This is a genomic window from Candidatus Binatia bacterium, from assembly GCA_036493895.1.
Classification (GTDB): domain Bacteria; phylum Desulfobacterota; class Binatia; order UBA1149; family CAITLU01; genus DATNBU01.
The window spans coordinates 67,006-92,440 of record DASXOZ010000022.1; the positions used below are offsets into that span (position 1 = coordinate 67,006).

At 68.3% G+C, this 25,435-nt stretch carries 29 protein-coding genes; 19 read left to right on the top strand and 10 right to left on the bottom strand.

Annotation, left to right across the window (positions count from 1 at the left end):
- The first annotated feature begins 9 nt into the window (after nt 1-9).
- Both VGK20_06070 and VGK20_06075 read left to right on the top strand, forming a co-directional pair.
- Nucleotides 10-888: an NAD-dependent epimerase/dehydratase family protein gene (locus VGK20_06070; protein HEY2773603.1), complete on the top strand. Its 879-nt coding sequence runs from the start codon at nt 10-12 to the stop codon at nt 886-888.
- 173 nt (nt 889-1,061) lie between these two features.
- Complete coding sequence (locus VGK20_06075; GenBank protein ID HEY2773604.1) at nt 1,062-2,072, top strand: DUF1566 domain-containing protein; 1,011 nt, start codon at nt 1,062-1,064, stop codon at nt 2,070-2,072.
- Between the two features lie 12 nt (nt 2,073-2,084).
- On the opposite strand, the gene hisG is transcribed toward VGK20_06075, so the two are convergent.
- Nucleotides 2,085-2,957, bottom strand: a complete 873-nt coding sequence (gene hisG, locus VGK20_06080) for an ATP phosphoribosyltransferase (GenBank protein HEY2773605.1) — start codon at nt 2,955-2,957, stop codon at nt 2,085-2,087.
- 159 nt (nt 2,958-3,116) lie between these two features.
- Between hisG and lpxD the strand changes: the two genes are divergently transcribed.
- The 13 genes from lpxD to lptE all read left to right on the top strand — a co-directional run bounded on the left by lpxD (nt 3,117) and on the right by lptE (nt 14,308).
- Nucleotides 3,117-4,157 carry a UDP-3-O-(3-hydroxymyristoyl)glucosamine N-acyltransferase gene (gene lpxD, locus VGK20_06085; GenBank protein ID HEY2773606.1) on the top strand — a complete coding sequence of 347 codons (1,041 nt, stop codon included), beginning with the start codon at nt 3,117-3,119 and terminating at the stop codon, nt 4,155-4,157.
- Nucleotides 4,158-4,232: 75 nt separating this feature from the next.
- The gene (locus VGK20_06090) at nt 4,233-4,754 is read left to right on the top strand and encodes a DUF177 domain-containing protein (GenBank protein HEY2773607.1); all 522 of its coding nucleotides are present in this window, start codon (nt 4,233-4,235) and stop codon (nt 4,752-4,754) included.
- A gap of 134 nt (nt 4,755-4,888) precedes the next feature.
- Nucleotides 4,889-5,071 carry a 50S ribosomal protein L32 gene (gene rpmF / locus VGK20_06095; GenBank protein HEY2773608.1) on the top strand — a complete coding sequence of 61 codons (183 nt, stop codon included), beginning with the start codon at nt 4,889-4,891 and terminating at the stop codon, nt 5,069-5,071.
- 206 nt (nt 5,072-5,277) lie between these two features.
- On the top strand, nt 5,278-5,508 hold the full coding sequence (gene acpP / locus VGK20_06100) for an acyl carrier protein (GenBank protein ID HEY2773609.1): 231 nt from the start codon (nt 5,278-5,280) through the stop codon (nt 5,506-5,508).
- 8 nt (nt 5,509-5,516) lie between these two features.
- Nucleotides 5,517-5,990: a ribose 5-phosphate isomerase B gene (rpiB, locus tag VGK20_06105; GenBank protein HEY2773610.1), complete on the top strand. Its 474-nt coding sequence runs from the start codon at nt 5,517-5,519 to the stop codon at nt 5,988-5,990.
- A gap of 87 nt (nt 5,991-6,077) precedes the next feature.
- Nucleotides 6,078-7,331, top strand: a complete 1,254-nt coding sequence (gene glyA, locus VGK20_06110; protein ID HEY2773611.1) for a serine hydroxymethyltransferase — start codon at nt 6,078-6,080, stop codon at nt 7,329-7,331.
- A 51-nt stretch (nt 7,332-7,382) separates the two neighbouring features.
- A complete protein-coding gene (gene nrdR / locus VGK20_06115) occupies nt 7,383-7,865 on the top strand; it encodes a transcriptional regulator NrdR (GenBank protein ID HEY2773612.1) in 483 nt (160 codons plus the stop codon).
- Nucleotides 7,862-9,022: a bifunctional diaminohydroxyphosphoribosylaminopyrimidine deaminase/5-amino-6-(5-phosphoribosylamino)uracil reductase RibD gene (ribD, locus tag VGK20_06120; GenBank protein ID HEY2773613.1), complete on the top strand. Its 1,161-nt coding sequence runs from the start codon at nt 7,862-7,864 to the stop codon at nt 9,020-9,022. Before nrdR ends, ribD begins: the two co-directional genes overlap by 4 nt.
- Nucleotides 9,019-10,290: a GTP cyclohydrolase II gene (gene ribA / locus VGK20_06125; GenBank protein HEY2773614.1), complete on the top strand. Its 1,272-nt coding sequence runs from the start codon at nt 9,019-9,021 to the stop codon at nt 10,288-10,290. Before ribD ends, ribA begins: the two co-directional genes overlap by 4 nt.
- Complete coding sequence (gene ribH, locus VGK20_06130) at nt 10,287-10,748, top strand: 6,7-dimethyl-8-ribityllumazine synthase (protein HEY2773615.1); 462 nt, start codon at nt 10,287-10,289, stop codon at nt 10,746-10,748. Before ribA ends, ribH begins: the two co-directional genes overlap by 4 nt.
- Nucleotides 10,745-11,194: a transcription antitermination factor NusB gene (gene nusB / locus VGK20_06135; GenBank protein HEY2773616.1), complete on the top strand. Its 450-nt coding sequence runs from the start codon at nt 10,745-10,747 to the stop codon at nt 11,192-11,194. Before ribH ends, nusB begins: the two co-directional genes overlap by 4 nt.
- Nucleotides 11,191-13,665 carry a leucine--tRNA ligase gene (gene leuS / locus VGK20_06140; GenBank protein ID HEY2773617.1) on the top strand — a complete coding sequence of 825 codons (2,475 nt, stop codon included), beginning with the start codon at nt 11,191-11,193 and terminating at the stop codon, nt 13,663-13,665. Before nusB ends, leuS begins: the two co-directional genes overlap by 4 nt.
- A gap of 10 nt (nt 13,666-13,675) precedes the next feature.
- Nucleotides 13,676-14,308: an LPS assembly lipoprotein LptE gene (gene lptE / locus VGK20_06145; GenBank protein ID HEY2773618.1), complete on the top strand. Its 633-nt coding sequence runs from the start codon at nt 13,676-13,678 to the stop codon at nt 14,306-14,308.
- A 58-nt stretch (nt 14,309-14,366) separates the two neighbouring features.
- Here lptE and rpsT read toward each other — a convergent pair whose 3' ends face one another.
- The gene (rpsT, locus tag VGK20_06150) at nt 14,367-14,630 is read right to left on the bottom strand and encodes a 30S ribosomal protein S20 (protein HEY2773619.1); all 264 of its coding nucleotides are present in this window, start codon (nt 14,628-14,630) and stop codon (nt 14,367-14,369) included.
- An 80-nt stretch (nt 14,631-14,710) separates the two neighbouring features.
- Here rpsT and murJ point away from each other — a divergent pair, with 80 nt between their 5' ends.
- On the top strand, nt 14,711-16,417 hold the full coding sequence (gene murJ, locus VGK20_06155) for a murein biosynthesis integral membrane protein MurJ (GenBank protein HEY2773620.1): 1,707 nt from the start codon (nt 14,711-14,713) through the stop codon (nt 16,415-16,417).
- Here murJ and mazG read toward each other — a convergent pair.
- Both mazG and VGK20_06165 read right to left on the bottom strand, forming a co-directional pair.
- Nucleotides 16,412-17,293 (bottom strand): nucleoside triphosphate pyrophosphohydrolase, encoded by an 882-nt coding sequence (gene mazG / locus VGK20_06160; protein HEY2773621.1) that lies wholly within the window; start codon nt 17,291-17,293, stop codon nt 16,412-16,414. The two genes, murJ and mazG, sit on opposite strands and share 6 nt — an antisense overlap.
- The gene (locus VGK20_06165) at nt 17,290-17,982 is read right to left on the bottom strand and encodes a tetratricopeptide repeat protein (GenBank protein HEY2773622.1); all 693 of its coding nucleotides are present in this window, start codon (nt 17,980-17,982) and stop codon (nt 17,290-17,292) included. Before VGK20_06165 ends, mazG begins: the two co-directional genes overlap by 4 nt.
- A 439-nt stretch (nt 17,983-18,421) precedes the next feature.
- On the opposite strand from VGK20_06165, the gene VGK20_06170 reads away from it, so the two are divergent.
- Nucleotides 18,422-18,796 (top strand): hypothetical protein, encoded by a 375-nt coding sequence (locus tag VGK20_06170; protein HEY2773623.1) that lies wholly within the window; start codon nt 18,422-18,424, stop codon nt 18,794-18,796.
- Nucleotides 18,797-19,094: 298 nt separating this feature from the next.
- Nucleotides 19,095-19,964 (top strand): formyltetrahydrofolate deformylase, encoded by an 870-nt coding sequence (locus VGK20_06175; protein ID HEY2773624.1) that lies wholly within the window; start codon nt 19,095-19,097, stop codon nt 19,962-19,964.
- A gap of 9 nt (nt 19,965-19,973) precedes the next feature.
- Here the strand turns inward: VGK20_06175 and VGK20_06180 are convergent, their stop codons facing one another.
- On the bottom strand, nt 19,974-20,525 hold the full coding sequence (locus tag VGK20_06180) for an ACT domain-containing protein (protein HEY2773625.1): 552 nt from the start codon (nt 20,523-20,525) through the stop codon (nt 19,974-19,976).
- 74 nt (nt 20,526-20,599) lie between these two features.
- Between VGK20_06180 and VGK20_06185 the strand changes: the two genes are divergently transcribed.
- Nucleotides 20,600-21,280 carry a TIGR04283 family arsenosugar biosynthesis glycosyltransferase gene (locus VGK20_06185; GenBank protein HEY2773626.1) on the top strand — a complete coding sequence of 227 codons (681 nt, stop codon included), beginning with the start codon at nt 20,600-20,602 and terminating at the stop codon, nt 21,278-21,280.
- A 45-nt stretch (nt 21,281-21,325) separates the two neighbouring features.
- Here VGK20_06185 and purN read toward each other — a convergent pair whose 3' ends face one another.
- The 5 genes from purN to VGK20_06210 all read right to left on the bottom strand — a co-directional run bounded on the left by purN (nt 21,326) and on the right by VGK20_06210 (nt 25,258).
- Nucleotides 21,326-21,985, bottom strand: a complete 660-nt coding sequence (gene purN, locus VGK20_06190) for a phosphoribosylglycinamide formyltransferase (protein ID HEY2773627.1) — start codon at nt 21,983-21,985, stop codon at nt 21,326-21,328.
- Between the two features lie 7 nt (nt 21,986-21,992).
- Nucleotides 21,993-23,036 (bottom strand): phosphoribosylformylglycinamidine cyclo-ligase, encoded by a 1,044-nt coding sequence (gene purM / locus VGK20_06195; GenBank protein HEY2773628.1) that lies wholly within the window; start codon nt 23,034-23,036, stop codon nt 21,993-21,995.
- A gap of 102 nt (nt 23,037-23,138) precedes the next feature.
- On the bottom strand, nt 23,139-23,552 hold the full coding sequence (locus VGK20_06200; protein HEY2773629.1) for a methyltransferase domain-containing protein: 414 nt from the start codon (nt 23,550-23,552) through the stop codon (nt 23,139-23,141).
- On the bottom strand, nt 23,549-24,382 hold the full coding sequence (locus tag VGK20_06205; GenBank protein HEY2773630.1) for a phosphoribosyltransferase family protein: 834 nt from the start codon (nt 24,380-24,382) through the stop codon (nt 23,549-23,551). The genes VGK20_06200 and VGK20_06205 overlap by 4 nt, the downstream gene beginning before the upstream one ends.
- Nucleotides 24,383-24,463: 81 nt before the next feature.
- Nucleotides 24,464-25,258: an alpha/beta hydrolase gene (locus tag VGK20_06210; GenBank protein ID HEY2773631.1), complete on the bottom strand. Its 795-nt coding sequence runs from the start codon at nt 25,256-25,258 to the stop codon at nt 24,464-24,466.
- Nucleotides 25,259-25,435 lie beyond the last annotated feature (177 nt).

Genomic DNA, 25,435 nt, shown 5'->3' on the forward strand with positions numbered 1-25,435 from the left:
GCCGAGCTCGTGCGGCGAGGGGAAGCCGTGCGCGTGCTCGACAACTTCGCGACCGGACTGGAGGCCAACCTGGAGCCGCTCGGCTCGGCTGTCGAGGTCGTACGCGGCGACCTGCGTGACGCAGGCGCCGTCGCTTCGGCGATGCGCGGCGCAACGCACGTGCTGCACCTCGGAGCGCTCGGCTCCGTGCCGCGTTCGGTCGAGGACCCGGTCACCAGCAACGACGTCAACGTCACCGGCACGCTGTACGTTCTCGTGGCGGCGCGCGATGCAGGCGCCCGGCGCGTCGTGTTCTCGTCGTCGTCGTCCGTCTACGGAGCGAACACCGAAATTCCGAAACGCGTGGGAATGGCCACGGCGCCGGTTTCGCCGTACGCCGTCACGAAGCAGGCTGCCGAGAGCTACACCAGCGTGTTCTCGCGCATCTACGGGCTCGCGACGGTTTCGCTGCGCTACTTCAACGTGTTCGGCGAGAACCAGAGGCCGGACTCGGCGTATGCGGCGGTGATCCCGAAGTTCATGCGCCTGGCGCTCGAGGGAAAGCCGCTGGAGATCCACGGCGACGGGCTGCAGTCGCGCGACTTCACGTACGTCGACAACGTCGTCTCCGCCAACCTGCTGGCCGCAACGGCCGAGGGGGTCGACGGGGAAGTCTTCAACATCGCGTGCGGCGCCAGCTACACGCTGGTCGACATTGCCGATGCGCTCGAAAAGGCGCTCGGCCGTCCCCTCGAGCGCATCCACGCCGGAGCCAGGACCGGCGACGTGCGGACCAGCCTTGCCGACATCGAGCCGGCGCGCTCGCGCCTTGGATATCGCGTCCTCGTCGATTTTCACGACGGACTCACCCGGACGTGGGAGAGCTTTCGCAAGCGTCACGGCTCCTGAACGCCCGTAAACCGAGCGCAGGCGGTGGGTTTGTGCCCCGCGGGGGGAAAAGCGGTCTTGTCAGCCCCGTCACGGCCTCGTAGGCTTGTGCCGAGGTCCCCGTCCAGCTCCGAGCAGGACGCCCGTTCCCGCTGGCAGGAAAGCGGGACGGCACGGACCGCGGAGCTACGACCATGACCCAGTTCACGACCGTTCGTCGCGTCACCCTCTTCCTCGGGAGTTTGCTGCTCTTGCTGCCGGCTCTTCCCGCGGCGGCCGGGCTTTCTCCTGACGTGCGCTGCGAAACCGGCAAGCTCAAGACCACGGCGAGCTACGCCTCGTGCCGCCTCAAGGCCGACGCCCTGGGCCTGGTGAAGAGCCTTTCGCCAGATTACTCGAACTGTGTGAGCAAGATCGATTCGAAGTTCCCGAAGCTCGAAGAGCAGGCCGGAGCCGGAGTCTGCCCGAGCAACAACGACCTCGGCGACATCCGCGCGCGCACCGACGACTACGAGCAGACGATTGCGACGCTGCTGGCCGGCGGCACGATCCCGAGCGCCCAGTGCGGCAACGGAACGCTGGAATCGGGAGAGCAGTGCGACGTCGGCCAGTTGAGCGGCCAGACGTGCCAGAGCGAGGGGTTCCCCGGCGGCGGCAACCTGCGCTGCGGCCCGGGCTGTACCTTCGACACGTCCGACTGTCATGCAACCCAGTTCGAGGACACGGGGCTCACCGTCGTCGATCACATTAACGGGCTGGAATGGGAAAAGAAGGACGGCTCGGACGGCAGCGCCAGCAACACCGACGTCCACGACGTCGACAACACGTACACGTGGGCCGCCAGCGGCGCGAGCACCAACACGACGATGACGGGGACGATGTACACCGTCTTCCTGACGGCGCTCAACGGCGTGACCGACACGATGACGACGACGACGTCGGGTTGCTACGCGAACCACTGCGACTGGCGGATCCCGACGATCGACGAGCTCAAGAGCATCACGAAGCTCTCGCCGGGCTGCAGCTCCGCTCCGTGCGTCCTGGACGCGGCATTTCTGCCGAACCGCTCGGGCCGCTACTGGTCCAACTCGACACGCGCGGGGTCGCCGACAGGCGCCCACTTCGTCGAGTTCCTGACCGGACAGGTGTCCAACGACCTCAAAACGACCGCTTATTCCGCCAGGGCCGTGCGCTCGATCGAGTAGGGGCGGCCCGCTTCAGAGCACCTTGTTCAGCGGATACTCGATGATGCCTTCGGCCCCGCAGCCGACCAGCCGCGGAATGAGGTCGCGCACCACCGACTCGGCGATCACGACTTCGATCGATACCCAGTCCTTCTGGTGAAGGTTCGCGACCGTCGGTGCCGTGATCGACGGCAGGATCGCGATGACGTCCGAGACGCGGCCCTGCGGCACGTTCATCTTGAGGCCAACCTGCGCCTCGGCCTTGAGCGCTCCCTGCAGCAGCATCGAGATCTGGTCGATCTTGCCGCGCTTGAACGGATCCTTGACGGCGCTGCGGTTGGCGATCAGCTGGGGATTGGATTCCATCAGGTCGGCGATGATCACGAGACCGTTTGCGCGCAGCGTGCTGCCCGTCTCGGTGACCTCGACGATGGCATCGCAAAGACCCGCCGCGACCTTCGCCTCCGTTGCACCCCATGAGAATTCGACGTCGACCGGCACGCCGCGCGACGCGAAGTAACGCTTCGTGAAACCGACCAGCTCGGTCGAGATCCGTTTTCCTGCGAGATCCTCGGGACTGCGGATCTTCGAATCGGCGGGGACCGCCAGCACCCAGCGTGTCGGGCGGAACGAGGCCTTGGAGTAGACGAGGTCGCAGATCACCTCGACGTCGGACGAGTTCTCGGCGATCCAGTCCTTCCCCGTGATTCCGCAATCGAGGGAGCCCACTTCGACGTAACGGGCCATTTCCTGGGCCCGCACGAGCGAGCACGCCAGCTCGCCGTCGTCGATGTTCGGAAAATAGCTTCGGGAGCTGGTCGTGACGCGCCAGCCCGATTTCTTCATCAGGTCGATCGTCGTCTGTTCGAGGCTGCCCTTGGGAAGGCCGAGCTTGAGAACGTTCACTTCGGATTCCTTTGCGCGAAACGGCCGCTTTCGTGTGCGGCTCGATGCCGGCTCCCGCGCGGCCCGCCAGAGGCGGGCTGCCTGCGCCGTATCGGCGCCGAGGCGGGGCGAATCGGTCATAGTTGCGCAGAGGGAGCCGAAAGGCAAAAATCCGCGATCATGCGCCTTGGCGAGATCGCGCACCGCCTCGATCTCGCGCTGGACGGGGACCCGGATATCGAAATCCGCGGCCTCGCGCCGATCGACGAAGCGGCCCCTGGTGACCTGACCTTCGTCGCGGCGCCCCGCTACAGGCCCCTTCTGCGCAGCACCGGGGCCTCGGCGGTCATCGTGGCGATCGGCGAGGATACGTTCGGTCGCGCCGCCCTTCGCGCCAAAGAGCCGTACGCGGCTTTCGTAAAGGCAGTTGCGCTGTTCGATTCGAGGCCGCGGCCCGCTCCCGGCATTCATCCGACGGCGGTGATCGGCGACGGTGCCGAGGTTGGTGCCCGTGCATCGATCGGAGCCTTCGTCGTGGTGGGCCAGGACACCACGATCGGCGACGATGCCGTGCTGCATCCGCACGTCGTCATCTACGCTGGCGCACGAATCGGGCGACGTTTTACGGCTCACGCGGGAAGCGTCGTGCGCGAAGGGGTCGAGATCGGCGACGACGTCGTACTGCAGCCCGGCGCTGTCGTCGGAGGCGACGGATTCGGATTCCTGCCGCAGGGAAAAGACCTTCCCGTTTCCATTGCGCAGATCGGGACCGTCCGTCTCGAGGACGCGGTGGAGCTCGGCGCCAATACGACCGTGGACCGCGCGACGATCGGCGCGACCGTGCTCGGCCGCGGCGTCAAGCTCGACAACCTCGTGATGGTCGGCCACGGCAGTCGCATCGGTGCCGGCTCGATGCTGGCAGGGCAGTCGGGCATGGCAGGCAGCACGACGATCGGCGAGAGGGTGATGGCAGGCGGACAGGCCGGTTTTGCCGGGCACCTCTCGGTCGGTGACGACGCGAGGATCGCGGCCCAGGCCGGCGTGATCGGAGACATCGCGCCGGGCGCCACGGTATCGGGCCTGCCGGCAGTTGACATCGGCCTGTGGCGCCGCGCCGCAGCCGCTCTCCTTCGCCTGCCGGAGCTGCTGCGGCGCGTGAGAAAGCTCGAAAAAGCGCTGGAGATTGCGGAGCCAAGACAGGCCGAGCGCGACCACGACTGAACGCCGGCTGTGCGTTGCCTCCGCAGCCCGCACGCGCTATCGGACCCGGTTCGCGGCGAGGCGGCGGAGCAGGCAGTGATCATCAGGGTCCCCGACCTCAAGGAAGAGGCCCGTCAGTTGCGCTTCCGCCAGCCGGCGGCGTCGCTGAACACCCTGGTGAATGCGAGCCCCGGCGCCGGCGACCAGCATTTTGCCGAGGACCTGGACGTCGATGCGGAGGTTTATCGCTCCGAGCGCAACGTTCACTTCCACGGCGGCATCAAGGGTTCGCTGCGCGCCACCTGCGGGCGCTGCCTCGACGAGTTCGAGAGGCCGCTGGAGCGCGAGTTCCGCTTCGTGATCCTGCCGCGGGCCGCGGCAAACGACGATGCGGAAGATGACGAGGGCGTCGATCACTACAGCGGTGACGAGCTCGACCTTGGCCCGCTGGTTTGCGAGCAGGCCCTGCTGGCCCTGGATTCCCTGCCGCTTTGCTCGCAGGAGTGCCGGGGACTTTGCGCGGGATGCGGAGCGAACCTGAATCGCGAAGCGTGCCGTTGCCAGGCTGCCAGGCCGATGGGAAAGCTCGGTGGCATGGAGAGCCTGAAGAAGCTCTGACGAGGCAAAGTCGAGCACGGCTGGCACGATGAGAAAGATGAGAAAGATGAGAAAGATGAGACAGCTGAGAAAGCTGAGACGGATGAGAAGGCGAGCAGGGTAAGCAAGCCCGCAAGCTCGAGGAGGAAGAAGAGATGCCGGTCCCGAAGCGAAGGACGTCGAAGTCGAAGAAGAACAAGCGCAGGGCCCACGACTTCCTGACGCCTGTCCAGCTCGTTGCGTGCCCGAATTGCGGCGAGCGCACGCTGCCGCATCGCGCGTGCCGTGGCTGCGGTCACTACAAGGGTCGCCGAGTCATCGAGACCGCCGAGGCCTGAACGCCGGCGCGGGCGCGGGTCGCGTGGCAACGGCGGCGAAAGGACGCCTGCTGCGACCGCACCGCTTTTCCTGCACGGCCGCTGCCTTGCAAGACGGCACAGGGCTTTATATGAGCCCTTCCTTCGGGAGGCTTCGGCCAGTCTTCCGCAGGCATCCGACCATCGGTGCGCCGGATGCGCCCGTACCGCAGAAGGGAGATGTTCCGATGTCCGCAACCGAACGTGTCGTCGAGATCATCTGCGACCAGCTGACTCTCGACCCGTCCCAGGTCACGCCCGACTCCTCGTTCCTCGAGGACCTCGGCGCCGATTCCCTCGACATCGTCCAGCTCATCATGGCCCTGGAAGAAGAGTACGGCCTGGAGATCTCGGACGAAGACGCCGAAAAGATCCGTACCGTCCAGGACATCGTCGACTTCATCGACAACCGCAAGTAGAGGCCGCGGTGGCCTCCGGCGCGACAAGGTTCCTCGTCGCCAGCGACCACGCAGCCCTCGAGGCGAAGAGCGTCGTCCTCGACGAGCTTCGAGCCTGCGGCGTCACTGTGGCCGACCTCGGTCCGCACAGCCGCGAATCCGTCGACTATCCGGACTACGCCGAGGCGCTGGCTCGCAAGGTCGCCGGCGCAGAGGCCGACCGCGGCGTGCTGCTGTGCGGGTCGGGCATCGGGATGTCGATCGCGGCCAACAAGGTCGACGGCATCCGCGCCGCCCTCGTCCACGACGTCACCGGTGCCGCCCTTTCGCGCCAGCACAACGATGCCAACGTGCTCGTCCTCGGTGGCGGGATGCTCGGCGAAAGACTGATTCGCGAGATCGTCCGGACTTGGGTAAACAGCGGGTTCGACGGCGGCCGCCACCAGCAGCGGATCGACAAGATCCGCCGCATCGAGCGGCAGCGCGGCGCAAGCGGCGCGTGAGCGCCAGTCGCATCCGGCGCATCGGCGCCAGCTGGCATCCGGCGCTGGGGCGCCGTTAGAAAAGACGTTGGCGATGAGGGCAAAGGCGTGAACTTTCTCGAGACGACCGATCCGGAGATCTGGACCGCGATCCGCCAGGAGGGACGGCGCCAGGAGCTGAACCTCGAGCTGATCGCGTCCGAGAACGCCGTCAGCGAAGCCGTGCTCGAGGCCGTCGGGTCGGTGCTGACCAACAAGTACGCCGAAGGCTATCCGGGCAGGCGTTATTACGGCGGCTGCGAGTACGTCGACGTCGTCGAAGAGCTCGCGATTACCAGGGCGAAGCAGCTGTTCGGCGCCGACCACGTCAACGTCCAGCCCCATTCGGGAAGCCAGGCCAACATGGCGGTCTACTTCTCGACGCTGGCGCCGGGCGACACGATCCTTGCGATGAACCTCTCGCACGGCGGTCACCTCACGCACGGCAGCCCCGTCAATTTCTCCGGTCGCTTCTTCCAGATCGTCCCTTACGGGGTGGGCGAGGGCGACCACCGCATCGACTACGACCAGCTTCGCGCGCTGGCGCGCCAGCACCGTCCGAAGATGATCGTCGCCGGCCACAGCGCTTATCCGCGCCAGCTCGATTTCGCCGCCTTCCGCAGCATCGCCGACGAAGTCGGCGCGCTGCTGATGGCCGACATCGCGCACGTTGCCGGCCTCGTCGTCGCCGGGCTGCACCCGTCGCCGGTCCCGTACTGCGACTTCGTCACGACGACCACGCACAAGACGCTGCGCGGCCCGCGCGGAGGCCTGATCCTCTGCAAGGCAGACCACGCGAAGAAAATCGACTCGTCGATCTTCCCCGGCAACCAGGGCGGCCCGCTGATGCACGTGATCGCAGGAAAAGCCGTGGCGTTCCTCGAGGCCCTGCGCCCCGAGTTCCGCACCTACCAGCAGGGCATCCTCGACAACGCCCAGGCGCTCGCGTCGGGCTTGATGGAGGAGGGATTCCGCCTGGTCTCCGGCGGCACCGAGAACCACCTCATGCTGCTCGATCTTCGCGACACCGAGATCACCGGCAAGAAGGCGCAGGAGTGCCTCGATGCCGCGCGCATCACGACCAACCGCAACACCGTGCCGTTCGATCCGCGCTCCCCGTTCGTGACGTCGGGAGTCCGCATCGGCACGCCCGCGGTGACGACGCGAGGAATGATGCAGCCGCAAATGCGCGAGATCGCGCACCTCGTCGCCCGTGCGCTTGCCGCGCCCGAAGACGCGGTTGCGCTGACGGCCGTCGCGCGCGACGTCGAACAGCTGTGCCGGCGCTTCCCGATCTATCCGGCGCGCGCCTTCGCGTCCTGAACCGGACACCTTGCGCAGCGCGGATAGCAAGGGGCGCCGGCTGTAAGCGCAATGCGATGCCCCTATTGCCAGCACGGTGACGACCGTGTCGTCGACTCCCGCGAGGTGGGCGACGGCAGCGTGACGCGGCGGCGCCGCGAGTGCCAGGCCTGCAAGCGCCGCTTCACGACGTACGAGCACGTCGACGTCGTCATGCCCATGGTCGTCAAGAAGGACGGCCGCCGCGAACCCTGGGACCGCGCCAAGCTCGAAGCCGGCTTTCACAAGGCCTGCGAGAAGAGGCCCGTGCCCACCGAAGCGATCGACGAAGGAGTCGGCGCCATCGAACGATCGGTGCAGGAGCGCGGCCTTCGCGAGATTCGCAGCGCCGAGGTCGGCGAGCAGGTGATGGAGACCCTGAAGACTCTCGACGAAGTGGCCTACGTGCGCTTCGCTTCGGTCTATCGCTCCTTCCGCGACATTGCCGAGTTCCAGCGCACCGTGGAGAACCTCGTCAGCGAACGCGGTCGCGGCGGAGGCGGATCGGGCAAATGAGCGCCGGTGCGCACGACAAGCCCCTCAAGCGCAGCGGCGGCGCCGCGACCAGGCGCGACACGAAAGCGGGCGCAGGGCGCGTCGACGACGAGCGCTGGATGCGCGAGGCCTTGGCGGAAGGGGCGCGGGGGCTCGGGCGCACCACTCCAAATCCCGCGGTGGGCTGCGTGATCGTGCGGGGCGGGCGCGAAATCGCACGCGGATTTTATGCAGGCGGCGGCGGTCCCCACGCCGAAGCGAATGCTCTTGCGGCTGCCGGATCCGGCGCGCGCGGAGCCACTGCTTACGTCACACTCGAGCCTCACGACCACCACGGCCGCACGCCTCCGTGCACGCTGGCACTGATCGCAGCAGGTGTGTCGCGCGTCGTCGTCGGCTGCATCGATCCCAATCCCAAGGTTCGCGGGCGCGGCGTCCGCACGCTCAAACGCGCGGGCATCGACGTTGTCACCGGCGTGCTCGGCGGCGAATGCGCGGAGCTCATCCGCGGATATGCGAGCGTGATCGCGCGCGGACGTCCGCTCGTGCACCTGAAGCTGGCCGCGACACTCGACGGGCGGATCGCGGCCGCCGGCGGCGACTCGAAGTGGATCACCGGGGAGCCCGCTCGCGCGCTCGTGCAGCAGCTTCGACTCCGCGCCGAGGCCGTGCTGGTCGGCATCGGAACCGTGCTGGCCGACGATCCGCGCCTGTCGTGCCGGATCCGCGGCGCCGCGCAGCCGCTTCGCGTCATCCTCGACCCCGATCTTCGCACGCCGCCGCAGGCCCGTCTTCTGCGAGGCCAAGGTCGCGCCATGCTCGTCTGCTCGCCGTCGGCGCCGGCCGGGCGGCGCCGGCGCCTCGAAGCAGCCGGGGCCGAAATCGAGAGCCTCGACTCCCGCGGCCGTCGCGGCTGGCAACGCCTGCTCGGGATGCTAAGCCGTCGCGGAGTGATGGAGCTTCTCGTTGAAGGTGGATCGTCGGTTGCGGCCTCTGCGATCGGTGCCGGCGTCGTCGACCGCTATTCGATCTTCGTGGCGCCTCGACTCCTCGGCGGCGACGGCACACCGATGATCGCCTCCCTCGGCGTGCGCCGCGCCGGCGCTGCGCTGCGTCTTCGCACGCGCGCGTTCGCAGCGGTCGGCGAGGATTTCCTGTGGGAAGGGGAGCCGTCGTGAAACGCTCCGCCAGCAGTCGCCCGGCCGACCTCGACGCTGCGATCCGCGAGATCGCGCGCGGACGGGGCGTCATCCTCTACGACGAGAACCGGCCCGAGAGCGGCGGCTACCTGTGCGCGAGCGCGCGTCGCATCACGGCCGAAATGGTCAACCTGATGGCGGGGCGCGCAGGCGGCCTCATCTGCCTGGCCGTGCACGAGGATCGTCTTCGCAGCCTCGGAATTCCGCTGCTGGTCGCGGACACCCCGTTTCGCCAGGGGCACGCCTTCGGCGCATCGATCGAGGCTTCGCGCGGCGTGACGACGGGCATCTCGGCCGCCGACCGTGCCGCAACGATCCAGGTCGCCAGCGCACCGGACGCGAGCCCGGCGGACCTGGTCATGCCGGGCCACGTGTTCCCGATCCAGGTCCGAAGCGGAGGAGTGCTCGTACGTGCCGACGCGGCGGCCGCAGCCTCGGACGTGTGCTCGCTGGCCGGCGAGTCCGATTCCGCCGCGCTCTGCGCAGTTCTCGACGCCGACGGCGAGCTTGCCGGCCCGGACTCCCTGCGAGAGCTGGCCACGGAGTTCGGTTTCGTGATGCTGCCGATCGGTGCAGTCGTCGCCCATCGCCTGGCTACCGAGCTCGTCGTGGACCGCATCGTCGAGCGCGAGATCGAAAGCGGCTACGGCGGTCGTTTTCGCGCGATCGTCTACCGCAACGACTTCGATCACGACGAGCACATGGCGCTCGTGGCGGGAGACCTTTCCGGCGACGAGTCGGTCACGGTGCGCGTGCACTCGCAATGCCTGACGGGAGACGTGTTCGGATCCACGCGCTGCGACTGCGGCGACCAGCTCCACCTGGCAATGGACACGATCTCGCGCGAAGGCCGCGGCATCATCGTCTACATGCACCAGGAAGGGCGCGGCATCGGCCTTGCGAACAAGGTGCGGGCCTACGAGCTGCAGGACCGCGGCCGCGACACGGTGCAGGCCAACCTCGACCTCGGCTTCGGCGAGGACCTGCGCGACTACGGGATCACGGCGCAGATCCTCAAGGACCTCGGCGTGCGCCGCGTGCGCTTGCTGACGAACAACCCGCGCAAAGTCGCGAGCCTCGAGCGTTACGGCATCACCGTCACCGAGCGGCGCCCGATCGAGATCCCCGCCCACGAGGACAACATCGCGTACCTGCGCACCAAGCGGCGCAAGCTCGGCCACCTGCTCGAAGTGCAGCCCGGCAGCGCCGATCCGGCAGATCCGGCAGATCCGGAGGGAGAGTCATGAGCGCCGCGCCCGATCGCATCGCGATCGTCGTCAGCCGCTTCAACCGCGCGGTCACCGACAATCTTCTCGAGGGCGCGCGCGAAGCCGTCACCAGGCTCGGCGTCGTCTGCGACGACGTGGACGTCTATACGGTGCCGGGTGCGTTCGAGCTTCCTCTGCTCGCGCGCGAGGCCGCGCGCAGCGAACGCTACTCCGCGGTGGTCTGTCTCGGCGCCGTCATTCGCGGCGAGACTCCGCATTTCGAGTACGTCTGCCAGCAGGCGGCGGCCGGCATCGCGCAGGTCGCCATCGACACCGGCAAGCCGGTCGCCTTCGGAGTTCTGACGACGGACGACACCACGCAGGCGCTCGAAAGAGCCGGAGGCTCGGTCGGGAACAAGGGCTACGAGGCCGTCGTCACCGCAGTCGAGACGCTGGCGACGATCCGGCAGGTGCGCAGCGGCGGGAGCCACCGGTGAGCCGACCGTCGCGGCGCCGGGCCCGCGAGGCCGCGCTCCAGCTTCTGTACCAGGTCGACCTCACGGGCGACCACGGAGACGAAGCGATCGCCGCGTACTGGAGCTCCTGGCCCGAGGCCAGCGAGGACGAGCGTACTCGCGAATTCGCCGAGCAGCTGGTGCGCCACGTGCTCGACGACGAAGCGAAGATCGACGCCGCCATCGATGCCGCAGCAGCCAACTGGGACCTCGACCGTTTCTCGCGCGTGGACCTGAACCTGCTGCGCCTGGCCGTCGGTGAGCTGCTCGCGTCACCCGAAGTGCCCGCCCCGGTCGTGATCAACGAGGCTGTCGAGATCGCGCACCGCTTCTCGGACGAGAAAGCGGCGTCCTTCATCAACGGCGTGCTCGACAGGGTGGCGCGCGACGCCGGTCGCATCGCCGGTGTGCGGGGAGTCGGACGATGAAACCCGACGACGTTTACGACGCGAAAGCAGTCGAAGAACGCTGGCAGCGCCGCTGGGAGGAAGCGGCCCGCACGCCGCGCGCCGCAGGCGAAGCCAGTCGCTGTTTCTATCTGCTCGAAATGTTCCCGTACCCGTCGGGCCGCATCCACATGGGTCACGTGCGCAACTACACGATCGGCGACGTGCTTGCCCGCTTCCTTCGCGCGCGCGGCCACGAAGTCCTTCATCCGATGGGTTGGGATGCGTTCGGACTTCCCGCAGAGACCGCGGCGATCCAGCGCGGGGTGCAGCCTGCCGCGTGGACGTACGAGAACATCGCAGCCATGCGCCAGCAGCTGCGGCGCATGGGTTTCAGCTACGACTGGTGGCGCGAAATCGCGACCTGCCACCCGGGCTATTACCGCTGGGAGCAGCTGTTCTTCCTGCAGATGCTCGAAAAAGGGCTGGCGTATCGCAAGAAGGCCGTCGTCAACTGGTGTGACCAGTGCGGCACCGTGCTCGCCAACGAACAGGTCGAGGACGACCAGTGCTGGCGAGGACACAGGCCCGTCCTGCAGAAGGAAATCGACGCGTGGTTCCTTCGCATCACTGCGTACGCCGACCAGCTTCTGGCCGGGCTGGACGGTCTCGGCGGCTGGCCCGAGAAAGTGCGCACGATGCAGCGCAACTGGATCGGCCGCAGCGAAGGGGTCGAGATGACGTTCCGCGTCGCCGAGACCGGCGACGACCTGGCGATCTTCACGACGCGGGCCGACACCCTGTTCGGCGTCACCTTCGCGAGCATTGCGGCCGAGCATCCGCTGGCGCTGCGCCTCGGCGAGGCCGGCGGCAATGCAGCCGCCGTGCGCGAGTTCGTCGCGAGCATGCGCCGCCGCACGCCCGAAGAACGCGCCCAGGGCAAGGATGGAGTCGCGACGGGCTGCCACGCCATTCATCCGCTGACCGGCGAGAAGGTCCCGATCCACGTCGCCAGCTTCGTGCTGATGGCGTACGGCACAGGCGCCGTGATGGCGGTGCCCGCCCACGACCAGCGAGACTTCGAGTTTGCGCGCGAGCACGGCGTGCCGCTGCGAGCGGTCGTCGAGCCGGCCGGCGGGCATCTGGACGTGGCGTCGATGACGGCCGCATACGAGGACGACGGCGTGCTCACGGCGAGCGGCGCGTTCTCGGGCCTGGCCAGCGCGGAGGCCCGCGCGCGCATCGCCGAAACGCTGGAAAACGCCGGCAATGGCACGCGCAAGGTCCACTATCGACTTCGCGACTGGGGGATCTCTCGCCAGCGCTACTGGGGCACGCCGATCCCGGTGATCCACTGCGGCGCGTGCGGCATCGTGCCGGTGCCCGAGAAGGACCTTCCCGTCGAGCTTCCGGCCGACGCGCCTCTTCTCGAAGGGGGCGCGTCTCCACTTCCGTCGTTGGATTCCTGGGTGAACGTCGACTGCCCGCGCTGCGGCGGCGCCGCACGTCGCGAGACCGACACGATGGACACGTTCGTCGAGTCGTCGTGGTATTTCCTGCGTTACACGTCGCCGCGAGATTCGGACGCGCCGTTCGACCGCCAGCAGCTCGAGCGCTGGCTTCCGGTCGACCAGTACATCGGCGGAGTGGAGCACGCGGTGCTGCACCTGCTGTATTCGCGCTTCTTCACGCGCGTGCTGCGCGATCTTGGATGGATCGCGCTCGACGAGCCGTTCACGAACCTGCTGACCCAGGGCATGGTCATCAAGGACGGCGCGAAGATGAGCAAGTCCAAGGGCAACGTCGTCGATCCGGATGAGCTCGTCCAGGAGTACGGCGCCGATACGGCAAGGCTGTTCTCGATGTTCGCCGCGCCTCCGGAAAAAGACCTCGACTGGAGTGAGCGCGGCGTCGAGGGCAGCCACCGGTTCCTCTCGCGCGTGTGGCGCCTCGTGCTCTCCGTCGGCGACGGTCCCTTTCGATGGGAGGATCCCGGTCCCCGGGGCCTCGCCGACGAGTCGAAGAAACTCCGCGCGACCGTTCACGACACGATTCGCCGCGTGACCCGCGACATCGGCGAGCGCATGCACTTCAACACGGCGGTCTCGGCGATCATGGAGCTGGTCAACGCCGTTTATGAGCGTCGCGGCCAGGCCGGCGGCGAGACGGATCCGGTAGTACCGTTCGCCGTCGCGACGGTGCTGAGGCTGCTGCTGCCGTTCGCGCCGCACCTTTGCTGCGAGCTGTGGGAGTCGACGATCGGCGAAGGTCCCGGGCTCGAGCAGATCGCGTGGCCCGAGCACGATCCTGCGGCGTTGGTGCGCGACAGCGTCGAAGTCGCGGTCCAGGTCAACGGCAAGGTGCGCAGCAGGATCACGATCGCCGCGGATGCGGGCGAATCCGATGCGGTTGCTGCGGCGATGGCCGATGCGAAAATCGTCGCCGAGCTGGCCGGACGCACGCCGCGCAAAACCGTTTACGTTCGCGGACGCCTCGTCAGCGTCGTCGTCTGAGGTCGTCGTCGTGACGTGGTCGTCGCCAGCATCGCGGTACCATGTTGTCGCACGCAGCGTTGCGGCGGCCATGCTCGTCGCGGCTGCGTTGGCGGCAGCCTCTGCGACGGGCTGCGGCTACTCGCTCGTGCGCACGACGGCAATTCCGAGCGACGTGCGCACGATCTACGTCAAGGTCGTGGCTCCCGAGCGAACCGATCCTCTGCTTGCCGATGCGCTGGCGCGTGAAGTGCGGCGCGTGCTTCGCTGGAACGGACGTTTCCGCCCCGTCGACACCGAAGCGGCCGACGCCCAGCTCCTGCTGACGATCACGACCGACCGCTCGAGGGCCGTCGCATTCGACAAGTTCTACGAGGCGCTCGACTACCAGACGACGGTGGCCGTCGACGCCCAGCTCACGCAGGGCCACGACGTGACGCTGTGGTCGGCGCAGCGCATCGCCGCGACGCGCGGGCAGGCTGCTGTGCAGGGCGCGGTCGTCACTTCGAGCTCCGGCTTCCAGGGCGGCGATGTCACGAAGCCCCAGGCCCTCGAGCAGTTCGACAACGTGCAGCTGGGCGAGGAGCGCAAGGCCGCCGCGCGCGACGCGGTCATGAAAGACCTCGCCGAGACCGTGTATTCGCGGATGACAGAAGGACTGTGAGCGGCTCGCCCGCCCGGTACCGAAGCACCGGAGCGGACGAAGCAGGCAGGGGGAGAGCTCAGCCCAGAGCAGAGACGCTGCGGGCCAGGCGGCTGGTCTGGCGGTCGGCAGTGCGGCGGTGCAAGACGCCCTTGCCGGCGGCCTTGTGGAGCTGGCTCGAGGCGTCGCGCAGCCTTGCGGAGGCGGCGTCCTTGTCGCCGGCGGCGACGGCCTCGCGAAGCTGGCGCACCATCGTGCGAAGCTTTGCGCGCACGGCGCGGTTGGCGACACGGGCTTTTTCGGACTGGCGGTGGCGCTTGAGCGCCGACGGATGATTGGCCACGGAACCTCCTGAGCTCGAGCGAAACAGTGTCTGATAGCAACAAGGGGCAAAACCGTCAAACGGCGGGCCAAGCGGGGACAGTGGCGGCGGTTTCTTCGACAAAAGAAGCACCGGTAACGGAGGACGGCCCGGACGAGAAGGGGCAGGTTTCTCGCGCCGCCCACCTGCTGGCCGCGATGACGATGCTGTCGCGGGTCGCCGGCCTGCTGCGCGATGTCTCGGTAGGCGCCGTATTCGGCACCAGCGCCGCAGCCGACGCGTTCTTCGTCGCGTTCCGCATCCCGAACCTGATGCGCCGGATGGTCGCCGAGGGAGCAACTTCGGCAGCCTTCGTCCCGGTGTTCACCGAGAGTCTCGCCAATGAGGGCCTCGAGGGCTGCATGACGGCGTCGGCCGCCGTGGGCGGCACGGCGATCGTCGTGCTCGCGGTACTGACGGTCGTCGGAATGGCGCTGGCTGGACCGCTGACCGCGCTGTTTGCGCCCGGCTTCCAGGCCGACCCGTCCAAGCAGGCGCTGACCGTCTCGCTGACGCGCTGGACCTTTCCGTACCTGTTCCTGGTCGGAACCGCGGCCTGGGAGATGGGAGTCCACCACACGCTGCGCCGTTTCGCGCTGCCGGCTGCCGGACCGGTGCTGATGAACCTTGCGATCATCGCCGCGGCGCTCGGCGTCGCGCCGCATCTTTCGTCGCCGGCGTGGGCCCTGGTCGGCGGCGTGCTGGCCGGCGGCGTGCTTCAGGCCTGCGTACAGATGCCGTCGCTCCGGCGGCTGGGCCTGCGGCCGCGCATGCTGCTGGCGGTCCGGCATCCTGCTGTCGCGCGCTGCGCCAGGCTGATGGTTGCCGCCGTCGCGGGCGGCTCGATCTACCAGGTCAGCGTCGTCGTCGCGACGGTGTTCGCATCGCTGCTTCCGGCGCGAACCGTCTCCTACTTGTGGTACGCCGACCGCGTATTCGAGTTTCCTCTCGGCATCGTAGCCGTCGCGGTCGGCACCGCCGCGCTGCCGAGTCTTGCCGCCCAGGCTTCGTCTCGCCGTCTCGAGGCGATGGGCCAGACTCTCGTGCACTCGATGTCGCTGACGATCGCGTTCTGCCTGCCCGCGGCAATCGGGCTGCTGCTTCTCGCCCGCGACATCACGACGCTGCTGTTCGAGCGCGGGAGCTTTACCGCGTCCGATTCCGCGATGACCGCATGGGCGCTCGAGGCCGGCGTTCCCGGTCTTCTCGGCGTCGCCATGGTGCGCGTGCTGTCGGCGGCGTTCTTCGCGCTCGAGAAGCCGCGCATCCCGGTGCTGGCGGGGCTGGGAAGCCTGGTCCTCAGCTGCATTCTGTCGGTCGCGCTGATGGGGCCGGTGCAGGACGTGACGTCGTGGGCCGGTGCGCCCGTCCAATGGCTGCAGCAGCATATCGGCATCGTCGACATGCGCCATGCGGGCCTCTCGCTCGCGACCGGACTTTCCGCAAGCGTTGACGCTGCAGTCCTGCTCGTCGTGGTGCGCCGCGTGTTGCCGTCGCTCGACCTGGCCCCTCTCGCACGATCGACGCTCGTGCACGCGGCCGCAGGCGTCGCGATGGCGATTGCGGTCGAAGGATGGATGAGCGTGTCGTCGCAGTGGAGCTTCGGCGGCGTGCTCGCGCTGAAGGTCGGCGTCGCGGTGACGCTCGGCTGCGCGAGCTACCTTGCGGTTGCATCGCGCCTCGGCAGCGCCGAGATCGACGAGCTGCTGGCGAGATTCCGCACGAGCGCAACGGCTACGGGCGGGATCGACGGCCGGGCGCCTTCATGAAGCGGCGCTCGTCTTGCGCAGCCGCGCCTTGGCCAGTTCCCAGGCCTCGTCGAGCTCGTCGGCCGAGCACGAAGCGGGATCCTTGCCCCGGCTTCGAAAGTCGGCCTCCACCTGCCGGAACCTTGCAGAGAATTTCGCGAGCGCTTTCTCGAGCGTAAGCTCGGCGTGCACGTCGAGATGGCGAGCCCAGCTCGCGATCGTCAGCAGCAGGTCGCCGATTTCTTCGCCGGCCGCTTCCGTGTCGCCGTCCGCGAGCGCGGCATCGATCTCCGCCAACTCTTCGTCCACTTTGCGCCGCACATCGCCCGCGCAGGTCCAGTCGAAACCGACGGAGGCGGCCTTCTCGCCGATGCGGTGGGCGCGAATCAGGCCGGGAAGCGCACGCGGAACTCCGTCGATGGCGGACGATTCGTCTTGTTTCTTTTCCTCTGCCGCGCCCGCTCCGCGGTCGGGTCCACCTGCCGCGCCCGCTCCGCGGTCGCGCAATTTCTTCGCGTCACGTTCGATTTTCTTGATCGCGGTCCAGTTGCGCTCGACTTCGGTGCTGCCGGTGACGGTGACGTCGCCGAACACGTGCGGATGACGCCGCACGAGCTTGGCGCAGATGTTCTCGACGACGTCGTCGATCGTGAACGCAGCACGCTCGGCGGCAAGCTCGCTGTGGAAGACGACCTGCAGCAGCACGTCTCCCAGCTCGTCGCGAAGCTCGCCGTCGTCGGCCGCGTCGATCGCTTCGAGAACCTCGTAGGTTTCCTCGACGAGGTAAGGTCGCAGCGTCTCGTGGGTCTGCTCGGCGTCCCACGGACAGCCGCCGGGCGAACGCAGCCGGTGAAGGATCGCGACGAGATCGGCAAATGTGCGCCGCGGTTCGGTCACGGGCCCGAAGCCTTCGCGAACTCGGGATCGATCTGGTCGATCAGCGCGAGGGCTTCGTCGAGCACCTTTCGGCGGCCCTGGATGCACGCGAGATGGGCTGCGCGCCGTACCTGGCGGCGCGCCTCGTCGACGTCGCCGTTGCGCGCCAGCGCTCTGGCAAGGGAGACGCGGGTGCCGGGGCCGCCGGGATTGAGCGCGATGGCGCGCTCGAGCAGCTTCAGGCCGGCGGCCGGATCGCCACCGATCAGCGTAGGCAGGTCGAGCAGCACTCCGCCCTTGGCGGCAAGGGCGTTGGGGTAGCGCGGATCCAGCGATAGCGCGCGGTCGAGGTACTTTCGATCGAGGGCGCGCAGTGCGAGCAGGTTCTTGGCCACCCCGTCGGCGAGAAGGACACGACCTGTGGCGGCGAAATACACGAAGTTGGCCCCGGCCGAATCGGGGTTGCGGCTGAGCGCAGATTCAGCCTCCGTACTGGCCTTGCGGTAGAGCTCGAGTGCGGTGGGGTCGGGTTTGGTGCGCAGTTCGGCTGATCGAAGCGTGCGCTCGGCCTGCGACACCTGCGGGTCCGTTTCCAGCGCCAGCGCGAGCGCAGGCATGAGCGCAACCGCGCTGAGTGCGCCGGTCACCTGCGCAATCGCCAGCAGCCATCCGGCTGCGATCCGAACTGCCGTCCCCCTGAAACTCCCCATGCGCTCGCCTCGGCCGGCGCTTCGTGAACCTGCGCCGCCTGCCTTGTGACGAGCCGTTAACACGACGGACCAAATCGAACAATGCGGGTGCGCAGGAGAATCGCCAGCGGGGGCGGGCATGAGCGCGATTCCAAGACCTGAGCCGGACTGCTCGCCCGGCAAGGTTCCTCCAGCGGCGAGCGTCCCGGTGGGGTGGCGGAAGCAGCACTCCGCGAGTTGGCGTGACCCGCGGGGAAGCAAGCGGGATTGCAGTGGATTCACGGCGCGTTGCGCCATGAACCGCAAAATCGTCTGGACGGCTGACAGCTTCGTTGACGGGTCAGGGGTGTGGCCACTATCACCAAAGTACGGGGAAATGCCGGGAAGGACATCGGATCCGCCGGGCACGAGAAATGGACAGAAAAGGGAAAACAGACCGTAACCGGGAGGAGGTCGTACCATGAGTCATCCAGCCGTCATGTTTGCCGCCGCAGAGCACCCAGGCGTCGAGCCGTCGCGGGAGCCGGAGAACCGGCTGATGCTGGCAGTCCTCGAGGAAGCCCTCGTGACTTTCCAGCGCGGCCTCAATTCCCCCGTTCCGGAGCGCCGGAAGCGGTTCTGCGAGGTCGACCGCTGGGTCGCAGAAAAAGACTCCGACTGGCCGTTTTCATTCGAGAACATCTGCCAGACGTTGAGGATCGATGCCGACTACATCCGCGCCGGCCTGCGCAGCCTGAAGTGCCAGTCGCTGCTTCGCCGCGCGGCGCTGCGCGGACGCAAGCTGCGCCGCGAGAGGATCTACGACCGCCGCAGCTGGCGCGGCCACATCAAGTAATCCCGCTCCCTCGACTGCACGGGCGGCGGCCTGCCGCTCGGGCAGTTGCTCCCCAGGCCGGGCGAAGTCCGGCGAATTCTCGGAGGCCGGGCAAAGCCCGGCGAATCCTCGGAGGCCGGGCGAAGCCCGGTGAATCCTCGGAGGCCGGGCGACGCCCGGTGGCTCGTCGGAGGCCGGGCGAAGCGGCCGAGAACGCGGCGAGCGCCGGCACGTCCCTCGACCGCGACGACACGACGCAGCGGAGCGCTGTAATGGTGGCGCATTTGCGGGACTGCTCCGGCGCCGTTAGCTTTCGCGGATGCCCGCATCCAATCCGGCCGTCGTCTCGGTGCTGGGGCGCGACCAGAAGGGCGTCGTCGCCCGCATCTGCACGTACCTCGCCCAGCACAGCGTCAACATCGAGAAGATCGACCAGAACGTGATGGAGGGCCTCTTCATCATGTCGATGCTGGTCGACCTGGCCGACCTCGACATCAACCTGGACACGCTGATCCTCGACCTCAAAGGCATCGGCTCCGAGATGTCGATGGACGTCACGGTGCGGCTGCACGGCGAGCGGATGCGCAAGCGCGTCGCGATTCTCGTCTCCAGGGAGCCGCATTGCCTCGAAGCCCTGCTGGCGGCACGGCGCAGCGGCGACCTCGACGCCGACTTTCCCGTCGTGCTGTCGAACCACCCCGACCTGGAGCCGCTGGCCGTTGCCGAGGGCATTCCGTTTCGCTGGATGCCCTCGACCGACAAAGCGGCCCACATGCAGTTCCTTGCCGCCGAGCTGGCCAAGGCGGGCCCCGACCTGGTGGTCCTCGCCCGGTACATGCAGGTTCTTGCGCCCGAGCTGACCCGCGGCTGGGCCAATCGCGTCCTGAACATCCACCCGTCGCTGCTGCCGTATTACCCGGGCGCCAACGCCTACAAGCAGGCCTACGAGGCCGGCATCCGCGTTTGCGGCTGCACGGCCCACATCGTCACCGAAGAGCTCGACAAGGGCCCTATCGTCCTCCAGGACGTCTTCCACATCCGCGTAGGCGAGGACTCGCTCGAGACCGTCAAGGCCAACGGGAGGGCCCTGGAAGCCAAGGTCCTGACGAAGGCCGTGCAGCTGTGCGTGCGCGACGAGCTGGTCGTGCTCGACGGGAAAGTGCTGTTCCGGCCGGGCCGGATGGCGTGACGACGCTGCTCAGAGGCCAGCCACCGGTGGCAGCGGCCTGGTGCTGACCTCGATGCCGAGCCCCGCACCGGCACGGTCGAGGTCGCCCTGCAGGCGCGGCAGCGGGCACTGTTCGGGAACGATCATGCGAATCGCCAGCGTATACAGGGGGGTTCCACTCTCGGCGACAGGTTTTGCTTCACCTCGAAGATCGGTGATCAGCACGCCGTGATCGGCCAGCACCCGGGAAACGCCCGCAACGATGCCCGCTTTGTCGACGCCGACTGCCGACAGCGAATACCCGGTGCCCCCGGAGCGCGCTGCCGGAGGATCGACCGGCCTCAGGAACACCGTCAGGCCTCGTTCCCACTCGACCCGCTTGGTCGCCTCGTAGAGCTTTTCGCGGATGCCGGCATCGCTTCCGCTGACGAGCATCAGCGTCGCGAACTCGCTGCCGAGCATCGTCATGCTGGCGTCCTCGAGATTGCAGCCGCAGCCGTAGACGCATTCGGCAAGGTCGGCGACGATGCCGGGGCGGTCGCGGCCGATGGCCGCCATGGCGAACCAGTGCTTGTGGGACATGGGCGGCATGCTAGCAGCGGCGCCGACCCGATCCAGACGTCCGCAGCACCGGCTGCGAGCCGGAAGATGCTCCAGTGAAACTGACCATCGTCATGCCGGTACTGAACGAGGCCGCTGCGATCGCCGCCGCGGCCGGTGCGGCCCGAGCCGAGCTGGCGCCCGGCGACGAACTGCTGGTCGTCGACGGAGGCAGCGGCGACGGCACAGCGGCGCTCGCAGCCGCTGCCGGAGCCGTCGTCGTCGCGAGCGAGCGGGGGAGGGGACGCCAGATGAACGCCGGCGCGGCAGCAGGCCACGGCGACGTCCTTCTCTTCCTGCACGCCGACACGACGTTGCCGCGCGGGTTTCGGCCCGAGCTCGAAGGGCTGATCGCAGCGGGCGTGCGCTGGGGACATTTCGACATCGAGTTCGACGAAGGCGGCCCGCTGCTGCGCCTGATCGCGCGCCTGATTTCGAACCGCTCACGCATCATGCGCAGCGCGACCGGCGACCAGGCGATCTTCGTCGTACGCAGCGAGTTCGACGTAGTCGGCGGCTATCGCGAGAGGCACCTGTTCGAAGACGTCGATCTCGCGAGGCGCCTGCGCGAGCGCTCGCAGCCCGCGATTCCGCGCAGTCGCGTCGTCACGTCGTCGCGCCGCTGGCGCAATCGCGGCGTGTGGGGCACGACGCTGCGAATGTGGACGTTGAAGAGCCTCTATCTTGCGGGCGTGCGCGCCGAAACGCTGGAACGCTTCTACGGCGACGAGCGCTGAGAGCGCGATCCTGTCGCGCGCGCAGGCGCGGACGTTGCGATCGGCTCAGCGTTCGATCGGTGGGCTGATCAGGCACTCGTCGGCAATACCGGGGCGCCCGTGCACGCGCACGAAGCGCCCGTCGATCTCCACGCGCCCTTCGGCGATCAGCCGGAGCGCTTCGGGGTAAATACGGTGCTCGACGGCGAGGATGCGCTGCCTCAGCGTCTCGGCGTCCTCGCCGGGTGCCACGGCAACTGCGCCCTGGATCAGGATCGGCCCGTGGTCGACGTGCTCGTCGACGAAATGGACTGTCGCGCCGGCGATCGTGACGCCGTGCCCGGCGGCCTGCTCCTGGGCGTGGCTGCCGCGAAACGCCGGCAACAGCGCCGGGTGGATGTTCACGACCCGCTGCGGAAAGCGGTGCAGGAGAGCAGCCGTGACGATGCGGTCGAAGCCGGCGAGCGCGACGAGATCGACGGCGCAGCTCTCGAGCGCATCGGCCAGCGCCGAATCGAATTCCGTTCGCGACGCGAAACCGCGGTGATCGAGAAACAGCGTCGCAATGCCGCGCGCCTTCGCCTTGTCGAGCACCGCCGCCGATGCGCGGTTGCAGGCGACGACGGCAATGCGCGCAGGGAGGGATCCGCGGTCGATGGCATTGGCGATCGACTCGAAATTCGTGCCGCTGCCCGATGCGAGGATGCCGATCGACAGCAGGCCCATGACCGTGTCAGTCCTCGCGGTAGACGACCGAGCGACGGCCCTTTTCGATGGCGCCGATCACGCGGCTGCCGATCCCGCGGCGCGCAAGGAAGCGGATCGCACGGTCGGCCGAAGCCTCCGCGAGCACCACCGCAAACCCGGTTCCGCAGTTGAACGTGCGATCCATTTCGGCGCGGCTTACGCGCCCGCGCTCGCGGATCATCTCGAAAATCGGCAGGCTGCGAAGCCGCTTTCTTTCGACGGCCGCACGCACGGATGCGGGAAGCACCCGCACCAGGTTGCCGGGGATGCCGCCGCCGGTGATGTGCGCCATCGCGTGCACGTCCACTTTTGCGCAAAGCGCGAGCACGGGCTTCACGTAGATTGCCGTCGGCTCGAGAAGCGCCTTGCCGAGCGTGGTGCCCAGCGCATCGACGCGGCGGTCCAGCGCCCGGCGTGTCGTGGCGCCGAGGGCGCGGCGGGCCAGGCTGTAGCCGTTGCTGTGAAGCCCGGTCGAATCCAGGCCGAGAACGACGTCGCCGGCGCGTACCTTGCGGCCGTCGATCATGCGGCGCCGTTCGGCGATGCCGACGCAGAAGCCCGCCAGATCGTAGTCGCCCGGCTTGTAGAAGCCTGGGAGCTCTGCCGTTTCGCCGCCGACGAGCGCCATGCCGGCGATGCGGCAACCGTCGGCAATGCCGCGCACGATGGCCTCGCCGTCGACGCCCCTCAGCGAGCCGGTCGCGAAGTAATCGAGGAAGAACAGCGGGCGCGCGCCGGTGGTGACGAGATCGTTCGCGTTCATCGCGACCAGGTCGATGCCGATCGTGTCGTGGCGCCCCGCCAGGCAGGCGACGGCGAGCTTGGTGCCGACGCCGTCGGTCGACGAGACCATGACCGGCTCGCGAAGCCCGCGCGGCACTGCGAACGACGCGGCGAAAGGACCGACTCCGCCGAGCACTCCGGGAATGCGGGTTGCCGCGGCGAGCTTTGCGATCCTCGTGACGAGGTGGTCGGCGGCGTCGATGTCGACACCGGCGCTGCGGTACGTAAGCCCCCGGGCTTTCGGCATGAGCGGCCAGTAAGCGACGGCCTGAGGGATGTCAACGAACGGCGTTTCGCAACTTCCGGCTACTTCGTCGCGACGGCTTCGGCACCTGCTGCGACGCCGTCGTTACGATGCGGACTTGCGCACAGGTTTGCGGCCGACAAAGCAGGCGCGCGCCGTAGCCCCGCGCATCTCGTCGTAGCGGCAGACGTGAAGGCTGCCGAGCACTGCCGGCAACTCCCCGGGCTTCAACAGGAACTCGGGCCTCGACGGACCGCTCTCGTTTGCGCGTCCCTGGTCGAGGAACGTGTCGATGAGGAGCAGGCCGCCCGGCTTGAGCGAGCGCTCGAGCACCGAGAGCAGGCGACGCTCGAGAAAGTCCACTTGCACGATGAGGTCGAAGGCCTCTTCGCGAAGCGGCCACTGGTCCGTGTCGCCCTGCACGGCCAGCACGGTTCCCGGCTCGCAGCGATCGAGGACGTGTCGCAGCGCGATGCCCGAGACGTCGAGCGCGACCACCTGCCAGCCGGCGCGCGTCAATCCCTCGCAGTGACGCCCGGCGCCGCAAGCGACGTCGAGGGCAAGGCAGTCACCGGATGGCGGCCGCGCGAGATCGAGCACCGATGCGCGCGCGGCTCCGCCGGGCGCGGCGGAGCCGCGGTACCTTGCGTCCCATCTGGTCCTGTCCTCGATCGACATCTGCGAATGATCTCGTCGTCGGCGCAGATCAGCACCGCCGCGGTTACTCGTGCCGCACCTGCAGCGACGAGGCAACGCGAGGCCGCCGCGAGCGTGGCTCCCGTCGTGACGACATCGTCGACGAGCAGCAGCGACAGGCCGTCGACGGCGCAGGCGCCGGGGACAAAAGCGCTGCGCAGGTTGGTGCGGCGGGCAGCGCCCGCCAGGCCTCGCTGGGCGCGGCCGGGGCCGGCCCTCGCCATGGCAGACGTGATCATCGGAAGCCCGCCGGCGCGGCCGAGCGCGCGGGCGAGCCAGGCCGCAGGGCTGAGGCCGCGTTCGCGAAGCCGCACCGGATCGGCAGGCACGGGCACGACGGCGTGGACGCCCACGAGCGAGGTCGCGCAGCACTCCGCGAACACGGCGGCCAGAACGGCGCCCGACTGACGGTCGCCGCGGTCCTTGAACGAATGCAGGCAGCGTGCAACCGGCGAGAGCATCGCGCTGCCGTGCACGCGGTAGACGCCGACGTAACATCCTTGCGGCTCGCTTTCCTGAAGCCGCCACGCGATCTCGCCGATGCCACTGGCGCCGCGGCAGCGCTGGCAGAAACGGCCGTCTCCGCGCCGGCCGCAAGCGGCACAGACTTGCGCCAGGTTTCTCAGCCGGTGCAGTCGGGAGAGCAGGGTCACGGGCAGGTTGTCGCCTCGCCTCGGCATCGCATCAACGACAGCGATGCAATGAAGTGCGCGCGCGGCGCGGTCTCGCGAAAATCAGTCGCTGCTTGCCTGCCTGGCGAATTCGACGATCAGCCTGGCAACCAGGGCCGGCATCTCGATCGGCAGGTTGTGGCCCGCTTCCTCGATCATCTCGAGGCGCGCGTGCGCGGGCAGGGCGCGATGCAGGAGCACCGATCCGCCCGGCGGTGTCAGGCGGTCGGCCAGTCCCTGCAGCACCAGCACCGGGCAGCGCACGGCGGCGAGGGCCTTCGAATAATCGTAGCTGCTCGCCGCGCGGGCCTGCTCGGCGTAGACGTGACGGTCCGCCGATGCGCCGAGCCTGGCATAGGCGGCGACGACATCAGGATGAGCCTCGGCGTACTGTTCGGCAAAGCCGCGCGCTGCTGCTGCCGGAGAATCGCCGAGGCCGCGCTGCTCGACGGTATCGGCGAGGCGGCGCCAGTTTTCTGCAGCCTTCTCGCCGACGCGGCTCGACGTCGAGATCAGCACCGCGCCGCAGAGCCATTCAGGTTCGCTCGCGAGCAACTCCTGGACAATGACACCACCGAGCGAATGGCCGACGGCGATACAACGCTCGATGCCGAGGCCACGCACGACGCGGCCCAGGTCCTCGGCCACCAGTGCCAGCGTGTACGGCCGGGTTCCTCGCGTCGATGCGCCGCAGCCGCGAAGATCGGGGACGACGACGCGAGCCTGCGACGAAAGAAACGGAACCAGGCTGTCCCAGGCGCGGCTGCTGCCACCCAGCCCGTGCACGAGAAGGATCCACGGGCCGCTGCCTTCGTGGACCTGGACTTCGATCTCGGCGTCTTGGACAGGGATTCGCATCGATGGGGAAAAGGCGCTGCCGCACGCGGCAGCGAGTCCAACGCATAGAGGCGCGGGCCGCGCCAGTCAATGGCGCCAGGAATCGGACGTCGAAGCGCGGCCGGACGAAGAGGCAGCGGCAGCCGCCCGCCTCTGGCATCCGCGCGAAGGCCCGCTAGGCTGCCGGTGATTTCCGCA